This is a genomic window from Pseudomonas sp. A6 (assembly GCF_052367875.1).
GTDB classification, from domain to species: Bacteria; Pseudomonadota; Gammaproteobacteria; order Pseudomonadales; family Pseudomonadaceae; genus Pseudomonas; species Pseudomonas citronellolis.
The window spans coordinates 566,886-588,582 of record NZ_CP198970.1; the positions used below are offsets into that span (position 1 = coordinate 566,886).

Consider the following 21,697-nt stretch of genomic DNA (forward strand, 5'->3'; position numbering starts at 1 on the left):
CCCGCTCAAGATTAGCGCGTGTGCCGCGGCCGGCACTGCCGCAGGTCAAGCGCCGCCGTGGGCCTCCAGCCAGCCCTCGAGCAGCAGGGCCGCGGCCAGGGCATCCACCGGGCGTTCGCGGTAGCCGTCGCGCTGGCCCTGGGCCAGGCGCTCGCCCTTGGCGGCGTAGGTGGTCAGGCGCTCGTCGTGGGTGTGCACCGGCAGGTTGTAGCGGCCGTGCAGGCGGCGGGCGAACTTCTCGGCGCGCTCGCTCATCTCGCTGGGCGTGCCGTCCATGTTCAGCGGCAGGCCGACGACGATGGCGTCCGGCTGCCATTCCTTGATCAGCGCCTCGACGCGGTTCCAGTCCGGCACGCCGTTCTGCGCCTTGAGCACGCAGAGTTCGCGGGCCTGGCCGGTGACCGCCTGGCCGACGGCGACGCCGATCTGCTTGGTGCCGTAGTCGAAGCCCAGCAGCAGGCGCGGCGCGGCCATCAGGCGTGCCCGGCCTGGGCGGTGAGCAGGCTGAGGTTGATCCCCAGGCGCTGCGCAGCGGCGGCCAAGCGCTGCTCGGCGGGCACGTCGAAGAGCACTTCCAGGTCCGCCGGGCAGGTCAGCCAGGCGTTGTCGGCCAGCTCGGCCTCCAGCTGTCCGGCTTCCCAGCCGGCGTAGCCGAGGGCGATGACGCTCTGCGCGGGGCCGCTGCCGTCGGCGATGGCGAAGAGCACGTCCTGGGACGTGGAAAGGTTCAGCTCGCCCAGCTCCAGGGTGGCCTGGAACAGTTGCCCGGCCGGGTGCAGGACGAAGCCGCGGTCGGTCTGCACCGGGCCGCCGCTATAGACGGTGATGCCCTGGCAGCGCGCCGGCGGCAGGGGCTCGGGGCGCAGCTGTTCGAGCACGTCGCTGAGGTTCAGGCCGCTGGGGCGGTTGATCACCAGGCCCATGGCGCCCTGCTCGTTGTGCTCGACCAGGTAGGTCAGGGTCTGGGCGAAATGGGGATCGGCCATGTGCGGCATGGCGATCAGGAAATGGTGCTTGAGGTAGGTGGGCGCTGTGTTCATGGCGCTAGTTTCAGGCTTGGACGCGCGGCCTGCAAGCCGCCCGGAGGGGCTATCGACTCGACAGGCGGTCGCCGCGCTCGAAGCGCCAGGTGCGGATGATTTCCAGGCGGTCGATGTCCGCCAGGTCGCCGCTGAACGGGGCGAAGGGCGCGGCGAGGCGGACGATGCGCTGGGCGGCCTGGTCGAGCAGCGGCTGCCCGGAGGACTCCAGCACCTGCACCTCGTACAGCGAGCCGTCGCGGTTGATCGACACCAGCATCCGCAGGCTGCCGTAGATGCGCTGGCGGCGGGCCTCGTCGGGGTAGTTGAGGTTGCCGATGCGCTCGATCTTCTTGCGCCACTCCTCCTTGTACCAGGCGCCCTTGTCGCGCATGGTCGAGGCGGCGGTCAGGCGGTGGATGCGCGGGCGCTTGGCGTAGGCCTGGCGCTCCTTGGCCAGGTCCGCCTCGAGGCTGGAGATTTCCGCCGACAGCTGGCTGGAGTCGAACTGCGGCGCCGGCTGGGCGACCTGCTCGGCCTTGGGCTTCTGCGGCTTGGCCTGGACCTTCTGCGGCTTCGGCGCCTTGGTGGCCACGGCGGTCTTGGGCGATTCCGCCTCCTTGGCCTGCTTCGGCGTCGGCGGCGGGGCGACCTTCTTCGCCTCGCTGTCCTGGAACGGCGCCTGCTCGGTGGTCTTGGGGATGGCCTTGTGCTCGAGGGTGCCGCTGCCTTCCTGGTTCATCTGCGCCAGGTAGTCAGCCTTCTCCGGCTTCTTCTCGCTCTTGAAGGTGGCCAGGGTGATTTCCAGCGTCTTGCTCAGCTGGCTCGGGTGGGGCATGGAGAAGCCCACGCCGAGGATCAGCGCCACATGCAGCACCGCCGCCACGAACAGGGTGAAGCCCAGGCGGTCCGCCGGGCGGACGCCGGAGGACGGGAAGGCTTGGGGGGAGGTTGCAGCGTTCATTGCATATAGGGTTGGCCGGGGTGGGCGAAGTCTGCTTTCCCCGGCCGCCGCCTGCAAGCGGCAAGCGTCAAGTTGTCGGCTGCGTCAAACTTGCGCCGCCGCCGCGCGGGCCTTGAGCTTGCCCTCGATGGCGTCCATCAGGCGCTCGCCGATGCGGGTGTCGTAGGCCTTGTCGATCTCGCGGATGCAGGTCGGGCTGGTGACGTTGATCTCGGTGAGGTAGTCGCCGATCACGTCCAGGCCGACGAACAGCAGGCCGCGCTCGCGCAGCTGCGGGCCGACCTGCTGGGCGATCCAGCGGTCGCGCTCGGTCAGCGGCTGGGCCACGCCGCGGCCGCCGGCGGCGAGGTTGCCGCGCGTCTCGCCCTGCGCCGGGATGCGTGCCAGGCAGTACTCCACCGGTTCGCCGTCGATCATCAGGATACGCTTGTCGCCATCCTTGATCTCCGGGATGTAGCGTTGTGCCATGATCTGCTGGTGGCCGTGCAGGGTCAGGGTCTCGAGGATCACCGAGAGGTTCGGGTCGCCCTCGCGGTGGCGGAAGATCATGGTGCCGCCCATGCCTTCGAGGGGTTTGAGAATGATGTCACGATGTTCGGCGGCGAACTCGCGCAGAATGTCGGCGCGCCGTGTGACCAGTGTCGGCGGCGTGCACTGCGGGAACAGCGTGGCGAAGAACTTCTCGTTGCAGTCGCGCAGGCTCTGCGGGCGGTTCACCACCAGGGTGCCGGCGCGCTCGGCCTGTTCCAGCAGGTAGGTGGAATAGATGTACTCGTTGTTGAAGGGCGGGTCCTTGCGCATCAGGATCACGTCCAGCTCGGCGAGCGGCAGGTCGATCTCCTGGTCCAGCTCGTACCAGCGTTCGGCGTCGTTGAAGACCTTCAGGGGGCGGATCTTGGCCCGTGCGGCGTTCGCTTTCTGGTAAAGATCCTGTTGTTCCATGTAGAAGAGCGACCAGCCACGTGCCTGGGCCGCCAGCAGCATCGCCAGGGAGCTGTCCTTCTTGAAGTTGATGCTGGCGATGGGGTCCATCACGATGCCCAGGCGTACGCTCATGGGGAAGTCCTCCGAAAGGGGCTGGTGCGGCGACAAACCGCGCCGAAAAGGGCGGAAAAGGATGCTCAGGGTGGCGCCGGATATGTGCCCGGTCAAGGAAAAAGCCAGCGCATCCGGGGTGTTATGGATGGATGCGGGAGAGTGTGCTAAAAGACTCCGACGATTGGGTCGCAGCCCGAACGGTGGCAGGGCGTCAGCGCACTGAATATAAGACAGTAACGATTCACCGAGATGGTAAAAGGGCGAACATGGAACAGCATTCCGATGGTTTGAAGGTCATGGTCATCGACGATTCCAAGACGATCCGTCGTACCGCCGAAACCTTGCTCAAGAAAGTCGGCTGCGATGTCATCACGGCCATCGATGGCTTCGACGCGCTGGCGAAGATCGCCGACACCCATCCGAACATCATCTTCGTCGACATCATGATGCCGCGCCTCGACGGCTATCAGACCTGCGCCCTGATCAAGAACAACAGCGCCTTCAAATCCACCCCGGTGATCATGCTGTCCTCCAAGGACGGCCTGTTCGACAAGGCCAAGGGTCGCATCGTCGGTTCCGATCAGTACCTCACCAAGCCTTTCAGCAAGGAAGAGCTGCTCGGCGCCATCAAGACCCACGTGCCCGACTTCACCCCGGTGGAGCAAGCTTCCTGATGTCCGGCCCTGCGTGCCGGTGATGCCTTTTCCTGGGGGACCCCAATGGCTCGAATCCTCATTGTTGATGACTCTCCGACCGAGATGTACAAGCTGACCGCGATGCTGGAGAAGCATTCGCACCAGGTGCTCAAGGCCGAGAACGGCGCCGACGGCGTCGCCCTGGCCCGGCAGGAGAAGCCGGACGTGGTCCTGATGGACATCGTCATGCCCGGGCTGAACGGCTTCCAGGCCACCCGGCAGCTGTCCAAGGACCCGGAGACCAGCGCCATCCCGGTCATCATCGTCACCACCAAGGACCAGGAGACCGACAAGGTCTGGGGCAAGCGTCAGGGCGCTCGCGACTACCTGACCAAGCCGGTCGACGAAGAAACGCTGCTCAAGACCATCAATGCGGTACTCGCCGGCTGATGCCGGGCGGGGCCCGAATAACTATTAGAAAAGGCCAGGGCCGGCATGTCTGAAGTCCAGAGTCCCTTCCAGCTTCTCGTCGAGATCGACCAGCGCTGCCGTCGCCTGGCTGCCGGCCTGCCGGCGCAGCGCGAGGTCGTGCAGAGCTGGAACGGCATCGGCTTCCGTATGGCCGGCCGCCTGTTCGTGGCGCCCATGGGGGAGGTCGGCGAAGTGCTCCACGAGCCGCGCTACACCCTGTTGCCCGGCGTGCGCGAGTGGGTCCGGGGCGTGGCCAACGTCCGCGGTCGGCTGCTGCCGATCATGGACCTGTGCGGATTTCTCGGCGCGGAGCTGTCGCCGTTGCGCAAGCAGCGCCGCGTGCTGGTGGTGGAACACGGGGAGGTGTTCGCCGGGCTCATCGTCGATGAGGTCCTGGGCATGCAGCACTTCCCGGTGGATGCCTTCAGCGAGCAGTTGCCACCCCTGGAGGCGGCGCTGCAACCCTTTGTTCATGGCGTATTCCATCGAGAGCAGCCCTGGCTGGTATTCAGCCCGCATGCCCTGGCGCAGCACCCGGGCTTCCTCGACGTCGCCAGCTAGTTGAAACCGGTTGGGTCGGGAACTTCCGGCCCGTGTCGTGACATGGAAACCGAAATCGTGGTGGGTCCAGGCGGGGGCCGTATATGAAGAAAATCAAGACAGGCAATCTCTTTGCGGGAGCGCGCAGCAGTTCACTGATCGCGGGGCTGTTCATCGTCCTGATCGTCTCGATCGTGCTGCTGTTCGCCAACTTCGCCTACCTCAACACCCAGTCGAACCACGACAAGCAGTACATCGGCCACGCCGGCGAACTGCGCGTGCTGTCGCAGCGGATCGCCAAGAACGCCACCGAAGCGGCGGCGGGCAAGAGCGAGGCGTTCAAGTCGCTGAAGGACGCCCGCAACGACTTCGAGAAGCGCTGGAACGTGCTGCTCAAGGGTGACGAGAGCACCGGCCTGCCGCCGAGCCCGGCCGACGTCCAGGTGCCGATGGCCGACGTGCAGAAGGACTGGGACCTGCTGCGCAAGAACACCGACTCCATCCTCGCCAGCGAGCAGACCGTGCTCTCGCTGCACCAGGTGGCCGCGACCCTCGCCGAGACCATCCCGCAGCTGCAGGTGACCTACGAGGAAGTGGTGGACATCCTTCTGGAAAGCGGCGCGCCGGCCGACCAGGTCGCCGTGGCCCAGCGCCAGTCGCTGCTTGCCGAACGTATCCTCGGCTCGGTGAACAAGGTGCTCGCCGGCGACGAGAACTCGGTGCAGGCCGCCGACAGCTTCGGCCGCGACGCCAGCCTGTTCGGCCGCGTGCTCAAGGGCATGAAGGAAGGCAACGCGGCGATGAGCATCTCCAAGGTGACCAACGCCGAGGCCGTCGATCGCCTCAACGAGGTTTCCGAGCTGTTCGAGTTCGTTTCCGGCTCGGTGGACGAGATCCTCGAGACCTCGCCGGAACTGTTCCAGGTCCGCGAGTCCGCCAACACCATCTTCAGCAGCTCGCAGACCCTGCTGGACAAGGCCTCCAAGCTGGCCGACGGCTTCGAGAACCTGGCCGGCGGCCGGCACCTGAACCAGGTGGCGAGCGTCGCGCTGGGCATCCTCGCCCTTGGCTCGATCATCCTCATCGGCCTGGTGATGGTCCGCGAGACCAACCGCCGGCTGGCCGAAACCGCCGAGAAGAACGAACGCAACCAGGCGGCGATCCTGCGGCTGCTCGACGAGATCGCCGACCTCGCCGACGGTGACCTGACCGTGGCCGCGACCGTGACCGAGGACTTCACCGGCGCCATCGCGGACTCCATCAACTACTCCATCGACCAGCTCCGAGAGCTGGTGGAAACCATCAACCTCACCGCCGTGCAGGTGGCCGCCGCCGCCCAGGAAACCCAGGCCACGGCGATGCACCTGGCCGAGGCCTCCGAGCACCAGGCCCAGGAAATCGCCGGCGCCTCCGCGGCGATCAACGAAATGGCCGTGTCCATCGACCAGGTATCGGCGAACGCCAGCGAATCCTCCGCGGTGGCGGAACGTTCCGTGGCCATCGCCAACAAGGGCAACGAGGTGGTGCACAACACCATCACCGGCATGGACAACATCCGCGAACAGATCCAGGACACCTCCAAGCGGATCAAGCGCCTGGGTGAGTCGTCCCAGGAGATCGGCGACATCGTCAGCCTGATCAACGACATCGCCGACCAGACCAACATCCTCGCCCTGAACGCCGCGATCCAGGCGTCCATGGCCGGTGACGCGGGCCGCGGCTTCGCCGTGGTGGCGGACGAGGTACAGCGCCTGGCGGAACGTTCCTCCGCCGCGACCAAGCAGATCGAGGCGCTGGTGAAGACCATTCAGACCGACACCAACGAAGCGGTGATCTCCATGGAGCAGACCACCTCCGAAGTGGTCCGCGGTGCCCGCCTGGCGCAGGACGCCGGTGTGGCCCTGGAAGAGATCGAGAAGGTATCCAAGACCCTGGCGGCGCTGATCCAGAACATCTCCAACGCCGCCCGTCAGCAGGCGTCGTCCGCCGGCCACATTTCCAACACCATGAACGTGATCCAGGAGATCACCTCGCAGACTTCCGCCGGTACCACCGCCACTGCGCGCAGCATCGGCAACCTGGCGAAGATGGCGAGCGAGATGCGCAACTCGGTATCCGGCTTCAAACTGCCGGACCTGGCAGAACAGGCCTGAGCGGAGGTGCGCGGGGCTGAAGGGCACCGCGCACGACAGTCTTGAGCGAGAGGCGCGACATGCAGGCAACTGGCGTCTGGTCGTTGCAGCCGTTGGCCGACATGTCGGCGGCGGAGTTCCGCGACTGGCAGGCTCTGCTGGAAGAACGCACCGGCGTTGTAGTCAACGAACAGCGCCGGACCTTCCTGCAGACCAGCCTGGGCGCGCGCATGCGCGAACTGGGCATCGGCGACTACGCCAGCTACTACCGCCAGGTCACCGACGGCCCGCGGGGCGCGGTGGAGTGGTCGAACCTGCTGGACCGCCTGACCGTCCAGGAAACCCGCTTCTTCCGCCACCTTCCGTCCTTCGAGCTGCTCGCCGGCTACGTCCGCGAGCGCCTGCCGGCGCTGGGGCGGCCGCTGGCGCTGTGGAGCGTGGGCTGTTCCAGCGGCGAGGAGCCGTACTCGCTGGCCATGGTGGTCGCCGAGGCGCTGCGCGAGCTGGAACTGCCGTCGCTGTACGGGGTGAGCGGCACCGATATTAGCCTCAGCGCCCTGGGCAAGGCCCGCGAGGCGCTGTACCCGGCGCGCAAGCTGGCGGATGTCGAGGACGAACTGCGGCAACGCTATTTCCGGGAAGAGGCCGACGGCCGCTACCGGGTTCGACCCGAGCTGGCCGAGCGGGTGTGCTGTACGCGATTGAACGTGCTGGACCTGGGGCAGGCGCCCATGTCCGGCCTGGACGTGATCTTCTGTCAGAACCTGTTGATCTACTTCCGCCGCTGGCGGCGCCGGGACATCCTCAACCGCCTGGCCGAGCGCCTGGCGCCGGGTGGGCTGCTGGTGATAGGCGTTGGCGAGGTTGCCGAATGGCAGCACCCGGACCTGGTGCCGGTGGCCGACGAGCGGGTTCTGGCCTTTACCCGGAAGGGATGACACAGACACATGAGTGGAGTGGCTATGGGTGATCGGCACGATTATGTCGCCCTGGAATGGGTGAAAGGCGAGATCGCCGAGACCCTCAAGCAGGCGCGGCAGGCCCTGGAGGCGTTCGTCGAGAATCCGCAGGACCCCACGCGCATGGGTTTCTGCCTGGCCCACGTCCACCAGGTGCGGGGCACCCTGCAGATGGTGGAGTTCTATGGCGCCGCCCTGCTCGCCGAGGAAATGGAGCAGCTGACCCAGGCGCTGATCGACCAGCGCGTGCCCAGCCAGGGCGAGGCCCTGGAAGTGCTGATGCAGGCCATCCTGCAGTTGCCGGTGTACCTGGACCGTATCCAGAGCGCGCGCCGCGACCTGCCGATGGTGGTGCTGCCGCTGCTCAACGACCTGCGCGCCGCCCGCGGCGAGAAACTGCTCTCGGAAACCAGCCTGTTCGCCCCCGACCTGTCCGGCGGCAAGCCGCTGCTGCCCCACGACGCCCTGGCGCGCCTGCGCACCTCCGAGCTGCCGACGCTGCTGCGCAAGCTGCGGCAGATGCTGCAGGTGGCGCTGGTCGGGGTGATCCGCAACCAGGACCTGCCGACCAACCTGGGCTACATGGCGCGGGTCTTCGCCCGCCTCGAATCGCTGTGCAAGGAGGCCCCGCTGGGCCGCCTGTGGACCATCGCCTCGGCCATGGTCGAGGGCCTGGCCAACGGCAGCATCGCCAATGGCACCACGGTGCGCAACCTGCTGCGCCAGGTCGACCGCGAGTTCAAGCGCCTGGTCGAGGAGGGCGCCGACGGGATGAACCAGGCGGCGCCCGACGAGTTGGTGAAGAACCTGCTGTTCTATGTGGCCAAGGCGTCCGATCAGTCGCCCAAGGTGCGCGAGGTCAAGGACGAGTACCGCCTCGACGAGGCGCTGCCCGGCGCCGCCGTGGTGGACGAGGAGCGCGCCCGCCTGGCCGGCCCGGACCGCGACGCCATGCGCTCGGTGGTCGGCGCCCTGTGCGAGGAACTGGTGCGGGTCAAGGACAGCCTCGACCTCTTCGTGCGCAGCGACCGCTCCGCGGTGGCGGACCTCCAGGCCCTGGTGACGCCGCTCAAGCAGATCGCCGACACCCTGGCGGTGCTCGGCTTCGGCCAGCCGCGCCGGGTGATCCTCGACCAGCTCGAAGTGGTCGGCGCCCTGGCCGACGGGCGTCGCGAACCCAGCGACGCCACCCTGATGGACGTCGCCGGCGCGCTGCTCTACGTCGAGGCCACCCTGGCCGGCATGGCCGGGCCCAGCGAGGAACATGGCGACGAGGAGAGCCGCCTGCCGACCACCGACGTGGCGCAGATCCACCAGGTGGTGATCAAGGAGGCGCGCAACGGCCTGGAGCTGGCCAAGGACGCCATCATCGAGTTCATCGCCTCGCAGTGGAACCACGAGCACCTGGCGCGGGTGCCGGAATTGTTGACCCAGGTCCGCGGTGGCCTGGAAATGATCGACCAGGGGCGCGCGGCCCGGCTGCTGGAGGCCTGCAACCGCTACATCCAGGAACAGCTGCTGGTGCGCCAGGCGGTGCCGGACTGGCACAGCCTGGACACCCTGGCCGACGCCATCACCGGCGTCGAGTACTACCTCGAACGCCTCTCCGAGGACCAGGGCAGCTCCGGCGAGCTGATCCTCGACGTCGCCGAGGAGAGCCTGGAACAGCTGGGTTACCCACTCAAGCCGCAGCCTTCCATCCTCGACACGCCGACGCCCGACGCCCAGGCGGACGAGGCGCTGGCGGAAATCGACCTGCTGGCGAGCAGCGCCGCCGCCGACGTGCTGGCGGAGCAGGGCGCCGTCGACGAACTGCAGGCGCCGGACGACATAGTGCCGGAGGCCGTGCAGGCCTTCGCCGCCGAGCCCGGCTGGGAGCCGGCCAATGCCGGCGATCTCGCCCAGCCCGGCGACGAGCTGGCGTGGGACCTGCCGGCCACCGAGGAAGCGGCGCCGATCCGCGAGGACGTCGAGGCGCCGCTGTTGGTCTCCGACGACAACTGGACACTGGCCGAACCCGAGACGCCGGCGCTCGACGATGCCGGCGTCGACTTCAGCCTGGATGCGCCGCTGGAATCGCCCGCCGATCCGGTGGAGCCGAGCTGGTCGCTGGACGAGAGCCTGTCCCTGGACAGCCTGGAGCCGCTGCCCGGCTCCGAAGTGGCGCCCGCAGCCCCGGGCCTGGCGGCCGCAGGCGATTCCTGGACCCTCGACGACCTGCCGGCCCTGGATGCCGCCGCGAGCCCCGCAGCCGCGGAAGGCGAAATCCAGTGGACGCTGGACGAAGAAACCCCCTCCACCTCCGACACCTCGTGGAGCCTGGAGGACCTGCCGTCACTGGATGCCGGTGCCGAGCCGGAAGCCACTCCGTCGGCGCCGGCCAGCGAACTCGAATGGGACCTGGCGTTCGACGCGCCGCAACCCGGTGATAGCGCACCGGGCCTGGGCGAGTGGAGCCTGGAACCCCTCGCCGACGAGCCGCCGGCGAGCGACGAACTGTCCGCGCTGGAGCTGGATGCCCCGTTCGATGCGCCTGAGTCATCTCTGGAAGAGCTGCCCGAGCTAGCGGCCCTGGACCTCGACGAGGCTCCGGCCAGCGAGCAGCCCAGCGCCGCGGACCAGGCCTGGGAAGACCTGGACATGGCCGCGCTGGACCTGCCCGAGGTCGAGCTGCCGTCACCGCCGATCGAGCCCGAGGCCGAGCCGGAGGAGGCGAAGCCTCTGTCCCTGGCCGAGGTGATGGCCACCCCGGCCCAGGCGATCAACCCGCCGGCCCGCGAGGTGCCGCCCAGCCTGCTGCCGCCGCCGGCCGACGAGGAACCGGTGGACGAGGAGCTGCGCGAGGTCTTCATCGAAGAGGCCGGCGAGGTCCTGGAAACCATCAACGAATACCTGCCGCGCTGGCAGGCCGACGTCGACGATCGCGAAGCGCTGACCGAGATCCGCCGCGCCTTCCACACCCTCAAGGGCAGCGGGCGCATGGTCCGGGCGCTGGTGGTCGGCGAACTGGCCTGGTCCATCGAGAACCTGCTCAACCGCGTGCTCGACCGCAGCATCGCGGCCAGCGCGCCGGTGCTGCAGGTGATCGGCGACGTGGTGGCCCTGATGCCGTCGCTGGTGGACGAGTTCGCCGCCAGCGCGCAGCGTCAGCGCGACGACGTCGACCAACTCGCCGCCACCGCCCACGCCCTGGCCAAGGGCGAACCGGTGCCGCCGCCGGAAGGCGGGGAAACACCGGCGATCGAAGGAGTGGCACTGGAGCCGGCGGTCGAAGCCGCGGCCCTGGACGAAGGCCTCGACCCGCAGCTGCTGGAAATCTTCCGCAACGAGGCCGAGACCCACCTGGAAACCCTCGGCGGCTTCCTCGCCGACTGTGACCGCGAGCTGCCCCAGCCGGTCACCGACGACCTGCAGCGTGCCCTGCATACCCTCAAGGGCAGCGCGCACATGGCCGGCATCCTGCCGATCGCGGAAATCGCCACGCCGCTGGAGCGGCTGGTGAAGGAGTTCAAGACCAACCTGCTGCAGGTCGACCTGCGCGAGGCCGAGCTGCTGCGCGAGGCCGAGCGCCTGCTCAGAGTGGGTCTGCAACAACTGGACGCCGGCCGTCCGCTGGCGCACATCGACGGCGGCGACGAGTTGCTGCAGCGCATCGCCCAGGTCCAGCAGGAGCGCCTGGAGGCCGCGGAGGCCAAGCGTCGCGGCGAAAGCGGCGAGAGTGGCGGCGATCCGCAGATGCTCAGCCTGTTCCTCGCCGAGGGCATGAACATCCTGCTGGACGCCGAGGACCTGCTCGGCCGCTGGCGCGAACACCCCCACGAAGGCCAGGAGCTGGGCGCCCTGCACGAGGAGCTGGCGACACTGGCCAAGGGCGCGCAGCACGCCGAGCTGCCGCAGATGGCCGAACTCTGCGAGGCGCTGCTGGCCGTCTACGGCGCGGTGCAACAGGGCCGGCTGGCGGTGAGCGACGACTTCTTCGGCGCCGCCGAAGATGCCCACGAGGCGCTGATCGGCATGATGGACCAGGTGGCCGCGGCGTTGCAGGTCAGCGCCTGCCCGCAACAGGTCGAGGCCCTGCAGCGCCTGCTCCAGGCGCCCGCCGTGGAGGCCGATGAGGCACCCGAGCCGGTGCAGGCGGAGGCCGACGGCGAGAGCGATTTCATCGACCTCGACCAGCTCACCGCCGACGACTTCCCGCTGGAGGACGAAGAGCTGCTGCTCGACCGTCCCACCGCGCCGGAAGACCTGCCCGAAGACTTGCAGTGGCAGGCGCCTTCGCCCGCAGAGGCGCAGGAGCCCACGCCGGTCGAGCCGGAAGACGTTCGCGCGGCCAACCCCGTGCAGACGCTGGACGAGGAAATGGTGGCGATCTTCCTCGAAGAGGCCGTGGACATCCTCGACAGCGCCGGCCAGACCCTGACGCAGTGGAGCCAGGCCCCGGAGACGCCGGCCCCGCTGTCCACCCTGCAGCGCGACCTGCACACCCTCAAGGGTGGCGCGCGCATGGCCGAGATCCGCGAGATCGGCGACCTGTCCCATGAACTGGAATCGCTCTACGAAGGCCTGCTCGACCAGCGCTTCCAGGCCGGCCCCGGCCTGGCCGGGCTGCTCCAGGCCTGCCACGACTGCCTGGCGCAGCAGCTCGACCAACTGCAGGCCGGGCAGCCGCTGACCGACCCGGACGCGCTGATCCAGCGTATCCGTGCCTTCCGCCAGAACCCCGAGACGGCCTTGACCGCCGCGCCGGCCGAGCCGCAGCCTGAAGCCGAAGCCGAAGCCGAAGCCGAAGCCGAAGCCGAAGCCGAAGCCGAAGCCGAAGCCGAAGCCGAAGCCGAAGCCGAAGCCGAAGCCGAAGCCGAAGCCGAAGCCGAAGCCGAAGCCGAAGCCGAAGCCGAAGCCGAAGCCGAAGCCGAAGCCGAAGCCGAAGCCGAAGCCGAAGCCGAAGCCGAAGCCGAAGCCGAAGCCGAAGCCGAAGCCGAGCCGCTGGTGGACGAGCCGCCGCTGCCGATCGTCGACGAGAGCGAATCCGAGCCTGAGCCCGAAAGCACGGCGCCCGAGGCGGTCGACCCGGTGCTGGAGGAAATCGACCTCGCCACCTTCCTCCATGAGGCGGAAAGCGATCCCAGCGCCCAGGCCCTGGAGCAGTCCGACGACGTCGAGCCCGCGGCGGAACCGGCGTTCGAACCACTGGAAGTGCACGACCAGGAACTGGTGGACATCTTCCTCGAAGAAGGCTTCGACATCCTGGAAAGCGCGGCTGGTGCGCTGCAACGCTGGATGGGCAACGTCGACAACGGCGTCGAGCTCGAAGCCCTGCAGCGTGACCTGCATACCCTCAAGGGCGGCGCGCGCATGGCCGAGATCCGCCCCATCGGCGACCTCGCCCACGAACTGGAGTACCTCTACGAAGGCCTTTGCGGCGGACGCCTGCGCGCCAGCGACGGGCTCTTCGCCCTGCTCCAGCGCTGCCACGACCGCCTGGCGGAAATGCTTGAGGCGGTGCAGGGCCGGCGGCCGGTTCCCGAGGGCGAGTCGCTGATCGCGGCGATCCGCGACTTCCGCGCCAACCCCGACGAACAGCTGAGCATGCCCAGCAGCGTCAGCCTGCAGCCGCTGGTGCCGTCGCTGCTGGCCGGCGACGAGCCGGCGGCGGACATCATCGACATCTTCCTGGAAGAGGCCGACGACCTGCTCGAAGGCATGGAGCACGCCCTGGGCCGTTGGGACGCCGATGGCGACCACGGCGCCCTCGACGAGCTGCTGCGCATCCTCCACACCCTCAAGGGCGGCGCGCGGCTGGCCGGGCAGAACGCCCTCGGCGACCTCGCCCACGACCTCGAGGAACACCTCACCGAAGCCCAGCGCCAGGGCGCGCCCTGGCCGGACAGCCTGCTGCTCGACGTGCAGTCCGGCTTCGACGGCCTGCAGAACGAAGTGGACCACCTGCGCCAGCAGATCGGCGAGGCCGATGCCGCCGCGGAAAGCGCCGCGGCCGTCACGCCGCCGCCCGCCAGCGAGCCGGAGCCGGTCGAGCCGCTGCCGGTCCTGGCCGCCGGCGCCATCATGGCCGTCGCCGAGCCGCCGCGCAGCGAAGCGCCCAAGGTGCTGCCCTTCGTCCAGCGCGCCCAGGAGGCCGCACAGCAGGCCGCCGCGCGGCGCGCCCCGCAGGAACTGGTGAAGGTCCCGGCGCCGCTGCTGGAGAACCTGGTCAACCTGGCCGGCGAAACCTCCATCTTCCGGGGCCGCGTCGAGCAACAGGTGAGCGACGTCGGCTCCACCCTCACGGAGATGGACGCCACCATCGAGCGGGTGCGCGACCAGTTGCGCCGCCTCGACACCGAGACCCAGGCGCAGATCCTCTCGCGCCACCAGGCCGACGCCGAGCGCGCCGGCTACGAAGACTTCGACCCGCTGGAGATGGACCGCTACTCGCAGCTGCAGCAGCTGTCCCGCGCGCTGTTCGAGTCCGCCTCCGACCTGTTCGACCTCAAGGAAACCCTGGCCGCGAAGAACCGCGACGCCGAGACACTGCTGCTGCAGCAGGCGCGGGTCAACACCGAGCTGCAGGAAGGCCTGATGCGTACCCGCATGGTGCCCTTCGACCGCCTGGTGCCGCGCCTGCGGCGCATCGTCCGGCAGGTCGCCGGCGAGCTGGGCAAGCAGGTAGAGTTCATCGTCGGCAACGCCGAAGGGGAAATGGACCGTACCGTGCTGGAGCGCATAGTCGCGCCCCTGGAGCACATGCTGCGCAACGCCGTCGACCACGGCATCGAATCCGCCGACGCGCGCCGCGCCGCCGGCAAGCCGGAGGCCGGCAGCATCCGCCTGGAGCTGGGCCGCGAGGGGGGCGACATCCTCCTCAGCCTGGCCGACGACGGCGGCGGCATCCGCCTCGACGCGGTGCGCCGCAAGGCCGTCGAACGCGGGCTGATGGCCGCTGACGCCGAGCTTTCCGACCACGAGGTGCTGCAGTTCATCCTCGAAGCCGGCTTCAGCACCGCCGAGAAGCTCACGCAGATTTCCGGGCGCGGCGTCGGCCTGGACGTGGTCAATGCCGAGGTCAAGCAGCTCGGCGGTTCCATGAGCATCCAGTCGGAGCCGGGCAAGGGCACGCGCTTCGCCATCCGTCTGCCCTTCACCGTGTCGGTGAACCGCGCGCTCATGGTGCTTTCCGGCGAAGACCTGTACGCCGTGCCGCTGAACACCATCGAGGGCATCGTCCGCGTCTCGCCCTACGAGCTGGAGGCCCTCTACGAGGAAGGCGGCAGGCAGGGCCATGCGCCGCACTTCGAATACGCCGGGCAGGACTACGAGCTGAAATACCTGGGCGACCTGCTGAACAACGGCCAGCAGCCCAAGCTGGTGGGCCAGTCGTTGCCGCTGCCGGTGATCCTGGTGCGCTCCGCGGAACATGCGGTGGCGGTGCAGGTGGATGCCCTGGCCGGCTCCCGCGAGATCGTGGTGAAGAGCCTGGGCGCGCAGTTCGCCGGGGTCAGCGGCATCTCCGGGGCGACCATCCTCGGCGACGGCCGCGTGGTGGTGATCCTCGACCTGCTGGCGACCATCCGCGCCCGTCTGGCCAGCCTCGCCCTGCATGCCCAGCCGCGCCGCGCGCTGCCCAATGCGCCGCAGGCGGACAGCGAACAGCAGCGCCCGACCCTGGTCATGGTGGTGGACGACTCGGTCACCGTGCGCAAGGTCACCAGCCGCCTGCTGGAGCGCAACGGCATGAACGTGCTGACCGCCAAGGACGGAGTGGACGCCATCGCCCAGCTGCAGGAACACAAGCCCGACATCATGCTGCTGGACATCGAGATGCCGCGCATGGACGGCTTCGAGGTGGCCACCCTGGTGCGCCACGACGAGCGCCTGAAGGACCTGCCGATCATCATGATCACCTCGCGCACCGGCGAGAAGCACCGCGAGCGGGCCCTGGCCATCGGCGTCAACCGCTACCTGGGCAAGCCCTACCAGGAGTCCGAGCTGCTCGACAGCATCCAGGCGCTGGTGACCGCCCATGCCTGAGCAGAGCGGCGCAAGGATCGCGATCATCGCCGACACCTCGCTGCAGCGCCACGTGCTGCAGCAGGCGCTGGCCGGGCATGGCTACCAGGTGGTGCTCAACGCCGACCCCGGGCGTCTGGATGAAGCTCAGCTGGCCGCCTGCGAGACCGACCTGTGGCTGGTCGACCTGGCCCAGCAGGAAGACACGCCGCTGCTCGACAACCTGCTGGAGCAGGCCCAGGTGCCGGTGCTGTTCGGCGAGGGCCATGCCCCCGAGCGGCTTTCCGAGCACTACCCGCGCTGGGAACGGCGCCTGGTGGGCAAGCTGCGGCGCCTGGTGGGCGACCCCAGCGCCAATGTCGGCCAGAGCCTGGAGGCGCTGCTGAGCGAGGCCCAGCGGCCCAACCGCATCGCCTTGCCCGATGGCCTGGCGGCCTCGCCGCTGCAGGTGGGCGAGCCGGCGCGCCAGGTCTGGCTGCTGGCCGCGTCCCTGGGCGGCCCGGCGGCGGTCAAGGCGTTCCTCGATGCGCTGCCGGGCGGCCTGCCGCTGGCCTTCTTCTATGCCCAGCACATCGCCCCGTCGTTCGAGCAGAGTCTGCCGCAGGCGGTGGGGCGGCATAGCCAGTGGCGCGTCAACCTCGCCCGCGACGCCGACTGGCTGCGCTGCGGCGAAGTGGTGGTGGTGCCGGTGCAGCATGAGCTGGGCTTCGCCGAGGATGGCCGCATGCGCCTGGGTCAGCGGGCCTGGCCGGAGCCCTACAGCCCGTCCATCGACCAGATGATGCTCAACCTCGCCCAGCAGTTCGGCAGCCGCTGCGGGGTGATAGTCTTCAGCGGCATGTGCAGCGACGGCAGCGCCGCGGCCGCCTACGTGCGCCGCCAGGGCGCCGAGATCTGGACGCAGCGCGCGGACGGCTGCGCCTGCTCGAGCATGCCCGACAGCCTGCGCGAGGGCGGCTACAGTACCTTCACGGCCGATCCGCGCGAGCTCGCCGCGGCCTTGGTCGAATACCTGGCCGCGCAGTGTGCGGCCACTGGAGTGGAGTCATGAGTGATCTTTCCTTGCCGCAGGAAGCCCCTGTGAACGGCACCCCGGCCAATCTCGGCGGCGACGAGGCACCCGCCAGCCTGACCGGGCTGCTGGTGCCCCTGGCCGACCGCACCCTGCTGCTACCCAACGTGGCCGTGGCCGAACTGATCGCCTACCGCGCGCCCCAGGCGCAACCGGGCCTGCCGGCCTGGTACCTGGGCCAGGTGGCCTGGCGCGACCTGCGCCTGCCGCTGTTGTCCTTCGAGGCGGCCTCCGGCGGCGCGGCCCAGGTCGGCCCGGGGGCGCGGGTCATCGTCCTCAACGCCCTGGGCGGCCGGCCCCACGTGAAGTTCCTGGCGCTGCTGGCCCAGGGCATTCCGCGTTCGCTCAAGGTCGGCCCCGAGCTGCCCCGCGCCGAGGCCGAACTGGCGCCGCTGGAGCTGGCGGCGGTGAGCGTCGGCGACGACCTGGTGCGCATCCCCGACCTGGTGGCGCTGGAGCAGAAGCTCGCCGACGCCGGGCTGATCTGAGCCCCGGCCATGGCGCTGCGTCACGCCTGGCTGGGCGATGGCTGCGAAGTGGCCAGCGCGGCGCTGAGCGGGCACCGCTTCGACAAGCACAGCCACGACGAATTCGTCATCAGCGCCAACCTCTGCGGCAGCGAGGATATCTGGCTGGACGGCCGCAGCTTCCAGGCCGGCGCCGGCGACATCACCCTCTACAACCCGGGGCAGATCCAGGGCGGCGGCGCCGCCGACGGCCAGCCCTGGCGCTTCGTCAGCCTCTACCTGCCGGAAAGCGTGCTGGCCGAGAGCCTGGGCCTGCAGCGCCTGGCTTTCGAGCGGCCGCTGCTGGCGCATCCGCAGTTGGCGGGGGAACTGGCCCGTGCGGTGGAACTGGCCCTTTCCGGCGACACCTTCCTGCGCGAACGTGGCGAGGAGTGCCTGACCCTGGCGCTGGCCGAACTGGCGCGGCACGCGGGTACCCGGCCGCCGCAGACGGCGGCCTTGGGCCGGCGTCCGGTGGAGCGCCTGCAGGAACTGCTTGCCGCCAACCTCGCCGAACCACTGAGCCTGGAGGCCATGGCGCAGCAGGTGCAGGTCTCCAGGTTCCATCTGCTGCGGGCCTTCAAGCAGCACACCGGGATGAGCCCGCGGCAGTGGGCCATGCAACTGCGCACCCGGCGGGCCCTGGCGCTGCTGCGGGCAGGCGTCGCCGTGGGCGATGCAGCCCATGCCCTGGGCTTCGCCGACCAGAGCCACCTGACCCGCCACTTCCGCAGCGCCTACGGCATCAGCCCCGGTCGCTACCAGCGCACGTTGCGCGGCTGAAGCGGCGCAATCCGGTTCAAGTTTTTCCGCCATCGTCTGGGGAGAATGGGCGCATTCCCGCTTTCCGGAGTTCCGCCCCATGCTCGCCATCTTCCTTGCCGCCCTGCTGTTCGGCTTCGCCTTCAATATCTCGCCGGGGGCGGTGTTCAGCGAAACCCTGCGCCGTGGCCTGACCGGCGGCTTTCGCCCGGCGCTGCTGGTGCAGTTGGGGTCGTTGATCGGTGATGCGGTCTGGGCGCTGCTGGGGCTGACCGGCTTGGCGCTGCTGCTGGCCCACGAACAGGTGCGCGTGCCGCTGACCCTGGCCTGCGCCGGCTACCTGGCCTGGCTCGGCATCCAGGGCCTGCGCGACGCCTGGCGCCCGCCGCTGGACGACCTGGAGGCAGCCACCAGCGCCGGCAATGCCTTCGCCTCCGGGGCGGCCATCTCGCTGTCCAACCCGAAGAACGTGGTCTACTGGGGCGCGCTGGGCAGCGCCCTGGCCGGTATCGTCGAAGGCGCCCCGAGCCAGGCGCAGTCGCTGGTGTTCTTCGCCGGCTTCATGCTCTCGTCGCTGATCTGGTGCTTCCTCTGCGCCGGCCTGGTGGACTGGCTGCGGCGCAACACCTCGCTGTTCTGGCACCGCGTCAGCTACGCCGGCTGCGGCCTGCTGCTGCTCGGCCTGGCCGGATTGGCGCTGCGCGGGCTTTGAGGGCGCGCGTCTGGCGCGCAAATCGCGGGCAGGGCCCGCTCCTACATCACCGGTTGGCAGCGCTTTTCGTGCTCGCGAACAAACACGGTGCCATGCGGTTCGCGAGCAAGCTCGCTCCTACCGCTCCAGGAATGCACGGTCGTAGCTGTGGCGATGGGTATCGCTTCGCTCAACCCATCCTACGCCATCGTCGTCGGGCACCGGTGCCTCGGCCAACGGCACGCTCTACAGGGTGGCGCCAAGCTGCTCTTCGTAGGAGCGAGCTTGCTCGCGAATGAGCCCCGCAGCGGAGTCTGTTCGCGAGCAAGCTCGAGCTGTGCCGGGCTTTGGCCGTTCCGGCGGCTACCTCAGGGACGTTATCCGCCGTTTGGCCTTGGCTTCAGGCGGCTGCGGGGATGAGCCTGGCGAAGATTCCGGGCGGTTCCGGGCTCGACCTCGGCGTTGCGCCAGGGGGCGGTGTATCGGCGTATAACCGCGAACGGTTATACGCCCTACGGGCGGCATGGTCGTTTGTCCGCGAGAGCCGAAGGTTCCGGCGGCTACCTCAGAAATCGCCCCACAGCTGCTGCGCCACGCTCAGCGCCACCACCGGAGCGGTCTCGGTGCGCAGCACCCGCGGGCCCAGGCGGGCGGCGTGGAAGCCGGCGGCCTTGGCCTGTTCCACCTCGGCGTCGCTCAGGCCGCCTTCCGGGCCGATGAGGAAGGCCAGGCTGCCCGGGCGGGTGTGGCTGGCCAGGGGCTCGGCCACCGGGTGCAGCACCAGCTTGAGGTCCGCCTCGGTGGCTTGCAGCCATTCTGCGAGGCTGACGGGCGCGTCTATCTGCGGCAGCACCGAGCGGCCGCACTGCTCGCAGGCGCTGATGGCGATCTGGCGCCAGTGGGCGGTGCGCTTGTCGGCGCGCTCGTCCTTCAGGCGTACTTCGCAGCGTTCACTGACGATCGGGGTGATCCGCGCGGCGCCCAGTTCGGTGGCCTTCTGGATCGCCCAGTCCATGCGCTCGCCGCGCGACAGGCCCTGGCCCAGGTGCAGGCGCAGCGGCGACTCGGCCAGGCCGGCGAAGCTTTCGCGCAGCTCCACGCGCACGTTCTTCTTGCTGACCTCCACCAGCTCGCCGAGGAACTCCTGGCCGGAGCCGTCGAACAACTGCACGGCATCGCCGGCGGCATGCCGCAGCACGCGGCCGATGTAGTGGGCCTGGGCCTCGGGCAACTCGTGCTGGCCGAGGGAGAGGGGGGCGTCGATGAAGAAGCGGGAAAGGCGCATAGGAAACAAAGCCGCTGAAGGCTGGAGGCTGAACGAAGAGCGGCATGGTGCAGCCCGCTTTGCATTTCGTCCAGCCTTCGGCCTCCAGCGCTCTTCTCGGCTCTCAGCCGCTAGCCTGGATCCCGGTGATCCGGATACAGCCCGCTGACCGCCACGCTCACCGAGTCCCGGCAGGCGATGTCGATGCCTTCGCTGGCCACTTCGGCGAGGAAGTCGATTTCCTCCGGGGTGATCACGTAGGGCGGCAGGAAGTACACCACGTTGCCCAGCGGGCGCAGCATGGCGCCGCGTTCCAGGGCGTGCTGGTAGACCTTCAGGCCGCGGCGTTCCTGCCAGGGGTAGGCCGCGCGGCTGGTCTTGTCCTGGACCATCTCGATGGCCAGGGCCATGCCGGTCTGGCGGACCTCGGCCACGTGGGGGTGGTCGGCCAGGTGCGCGGTGGCCGAGGCCATGCGCGCGGCCAGGGCCTTGTTGGCCTCGATCACGTTGTCCTGCTCGAAGATGTCGAGGGTCGCCAGGGCCGCGGTGCAGGCCAGCGGGTTGCCGGTGTAGGTGTGCGAATGCAGGAAGGCGCGCAGGGTGGCGTAGTCGTCGTAGAAGGCCTGGTAGACCTTGTCGGTGGTCAGCACCGCGGCCATCGGCAGGTAGCCGCCGGTCAGCGCCTTGGACAGCACCAGGAAGTCCGGGGTGATGCCGGCCTGCTCGCAGGCGAACATCGTGCCGGTGCGGCCGAAGCCGACGGCGATCTCGTCGTGGATCAGGTGCACGCCGTAGCGGTCGCAGGCCTCGCGCAGCAGCTTGAGGTACACCGGATGGTACATGCGCATGCCGCCGGCGCCCTGGATCAGCGGCTCGACGATGACCGCGGCGACTTCCCGGTGATGCTGCTCCAGGGTCCGTTCCATGTGCTCGAACATGGCCCGCGAATGGGCTTCCCAGCTCTCGCCCTCGGCGCGCAGGTAGCAGTCCGGGCTGGGCACCTTGAGGGTGTCGAGCAGCAGCGACTTGTAGGTCTCGGTGAACAGCGCCACGTCGCCCACCGACATCGCCGCCACGGTTTCGCCGTGATAGCTGTTGGTCAGGGTGACGAAGCGCTTCTTCGCCGGCTGGCCGCAGTTCTGCCAGTAGTGGTAGCTCATCTTCAGCGCCACCTCGATGCCGGAGGAGCCGTTGTCGGCGTAGAACACCCGCGACAGGCCCTCGGGCGTGAGGCGCACCAGGCGCTCGGACAGCTCGACCACCGGTTGGTGGGTGAAGCCGGCGAGGATCACGTGCTCCAGCTGGTCGACCTGGTCCTTGATGCGCTGGTTGATGCGCGGGTTGGCGTGGCCGAAGACGTTCACCCACCAGGAGCTGACCGCGTCCAGGTAGCGCTTGCCCTCGAAGTCCTCCAGCCATACGCCCTCACCGCGGCGGATGGGGATGACCGGCAGGCGCTCGTGGTCTTTCATCTGGGTGCAGGGGTGCCAGAGCACCTCCAGGTCGCGCTGCATCCACTCGGCGTTCAGGCCCATGGAAGGTCTCCTCTTGAAGTCGTCGGGCAAGCCTATGCAATGGGACATGGACGGACAAGGCGCGCGCCGCGACACACGGCAGAGGGTGGCATCTGGCCGGCCACT

At 69.0% G+C, this 21,697-nt stretch carries 16 protein-coding genes; 10 read left to right on the forward strand and 6 right to left on the reverse strand.

What is annotated here, in order from left to right; all coding sequences use genetic code 11:
* Positions 1–45: 45 nt before the first annotated feature.
* The 4 genes from ruvX to gshB all read right to left on the reverse strand — a co-directional run bounded on the left by ruvX (position 46) and on the right by gshB (position 3,039).
* The gene (ruvX, locus tag ACTWJ5_RS02555; protein WP_074986425.1) at positions 46–474 is read right to left on the reverse strand and encodes a Holliday junction resolvase RuvX; all 429 of its coding nucleotides are present in this window, start codon (positions 472–474) and stop codon (positions 46–48) included.
* The gene (locus ACTWJ5_RS02560; protein WP_444437404.1) at positions 474–1,040 is read right to left on the reverse strand and encodes a YqgE/AlgH family protein; all 567 of its coding nucleotides are present in this window, start codon (positions 1,038–1,040) and stop codon (positions 474–476) included. Before ACTWJ5_RS02560 ends, ruvX begins: the two co-directional genes overlap by 1 nt.
* 49 nt (positions 1,041–1,089) lie before the next feature.
* Positions 1,090–1,983, reverse strand: coding sequence for an energy transducer TonB (locus ACTWJ5_RS02565; protein ID WP_253408015.1), 894 nt, complete (start codon positions 1,981–1,983; stop codon positions 1,090–1,092).
* 84 nt (positions 1,984–2,067) lie between these two features.
* Positions 2,068–3,039: a glutathione synthase gene (gene gshB / locus ACTWJ5_RS02570; RefSeq protein WP_444437405.1), complete on the reverse strand. Its 972-nt coding sequence runs from the start codon at positions 3,037–3,039 to the stop codon at positions 2,068–2,070.
* A 248-nt stretch (positions 3,040–3,287) separates the two neighbouring features.
* On the opposite strand from gshB, the gene pilG reads away from it, so the two are divergent.
* The 10 genes from pilG (at position 3,288) to ACTWJ5_RS02620 (ending at position 18,814) form a co-directional block, all read left to right on the forward strand.
* Positions 3,288–3,695 (forward strand): twitching motility response regulator PilG, encoded by a 408-nt coding sequence (gene pilG / locus ACTWJ5_RS02575; protein ID WP_009615249.1) that lies wholly within the window; start codon positions 3,288–3,290, stop codon positions 3,693–3,695.
* A gap of 45 nt (positions 3,696–3,740) precedes the next feature.
* Positions 3,741–4,106 carry a twitching motility response regulator PilH gene (pilH, locus tag ACTWJ5_RS02580; RefSeq protein WP_009615257.1) on the forward strand — a complete coding sequence of 122 codons (366 nt, stop codon included), beginning with the start codon at positions 3,741–3,743 and terminating at the stop codon, positions 4,104–4,106.
* A 45-nt stretch (positions 4,107–4,151) separates the two neighbouring features.
* A complete protein-coding gene (locus ACTWJ5_RS02585; protein WP_009615258.1) occupies positions 4,152–4,688 on the forward strand; it encodes a chemotaxis protein CheW in 537 nt (178 codons plus the stop codon).
* 83 nt (positions 4,689–4,771) lie between these two features.
* Positions 4,772–6,820 carry a methyl-accepting chemotaxis protein gene (locus ACTWJ5_RS02590; protein ID WP_444437406.1) on the forward strand — a complete coding sequence of 683 codons (2,049 nt, stop codon included), beginning with the start codon at positions 4,772–4,774 and terminating at the stop codon, positions 6,818–6,820.
* Between the two features lie 59 nt (positions 6,821–6,879).
* Positions 6,880–7,737 carry a protein-glutamate O-methyltransferase gene (locus ACTWJ5_RS02595; protein ID WP_074986431.1) on the forward strand — a complete coding sequence of 286 codons (858 nt, stop codon included), beginning with the start codon at positions 6,880–6,882 and terminating at the stop codon, positions 7,735–7,737.
* Between the two features lie 24 nt (positions 7,738–7,761).
* The gene (locus tag ACTWJ5_RS02600) at positions 7,762–15,783 is read left to right on the forward strand and encodes an Hpt domain-containing protein (RefSeq protein ID WP_444437407.1); all 8,022 of its coding nucleotides are present in this window, start codon (positions 7,762–7,764) and stop codon (positions 15,781–15,783) included.
* Positions 15,776–16,813 (forward strand): chemotaxis protein CheB, encoded by a 1,038-nt coding sequence (locus ACTWJ5_RS02605; protein WP_444437408.1) that lies wholly within the window; start codon positions 15,776–15,778, stop codon positions 16,811–16,813. Before ACTWJ5_RS02600 ends, ACTWJ5_RS02605 begins: the two co-directional genes overlap by 8 nt.
* The gene (locus ACTWJ5_RS02610) at positions 16,810–17,322 is read left to right on the forward strand and encodes a chemotaxis protein CheW (protein ID WP_301503016.1); all 513 of its coding nucleotides are present in this window, start codon (positions 16,810–16,812) and stop codon (positions 17,320–17,322) included. Before ACTWJ5_RS02605 ends, ACTWJ5_RS02610 begins: the two co-directional genes overlap by 4 nt.
* Before the next feature lie 9 nt (positions 17,323–17,331).
* Complete coding sequence (locus tag ACTWJ5_RS02615) at positions 17,332–18,123, forward strand: AraC family transcriptional regulator (protein ID WP_444437409.1); 792 nt, start codon at positions 17,332–17,334, stop codon at positions 18,121–18,123.
* A 79-nt stretch (positions 18,124–18,202) separates the two neighbouring features.
* Positions 18,203–18,814 (forward strand): LysE family translocator, encoded by a 612-nt coding sequence (locus ACTWJ5_RS02620; RefSeq protein WP_043269477.1) that lies wholly within the window; start codon positions 18,203–18,205, stop codon positions 18,812–18,814.
* A 544-nt stretch (positions 18,815–19,358) separates the two neighbouring features.
* Here ACTWJ5_RS02620 and ACTWJ5_RS02625 read toward each other — a convergent pair.
* Both ACTWJ5_RS02625 and ACTWJ5_RS02630 read right to left on the reverse strand, forming a co-directional pair.
* The gene (locus ACTWJ5_RS02625) at positions 19,359–20,078 is read right to left on the reverse strand and encodes a 16S rRNA (uracil(1498)-N(3))-methyltransferase (RefSeq protein ID WP_444437410.1); all 720 of its coding nucleotides are present in this window, start codon (positions 20,076–20,078) and stop codon (positions 19,359–19,361) included.
* A gap of 110 nt (positions 20,079–20,188) precedes the next feature.
* Complete coding sequence (locus tag ACTWJ5_RS02630; protein ID WP_444437411.1) at positions 20,189–21,592, reverse strand: adenosylmethionine--8-amino-7-oxononanoate transaminase; 1,404 nt, start codon at positions 21,590–21,592, stop codon at positions 20,189–20,191.
* Positions 21,593–21,697 lie beyond the last annotated feature (105 nt).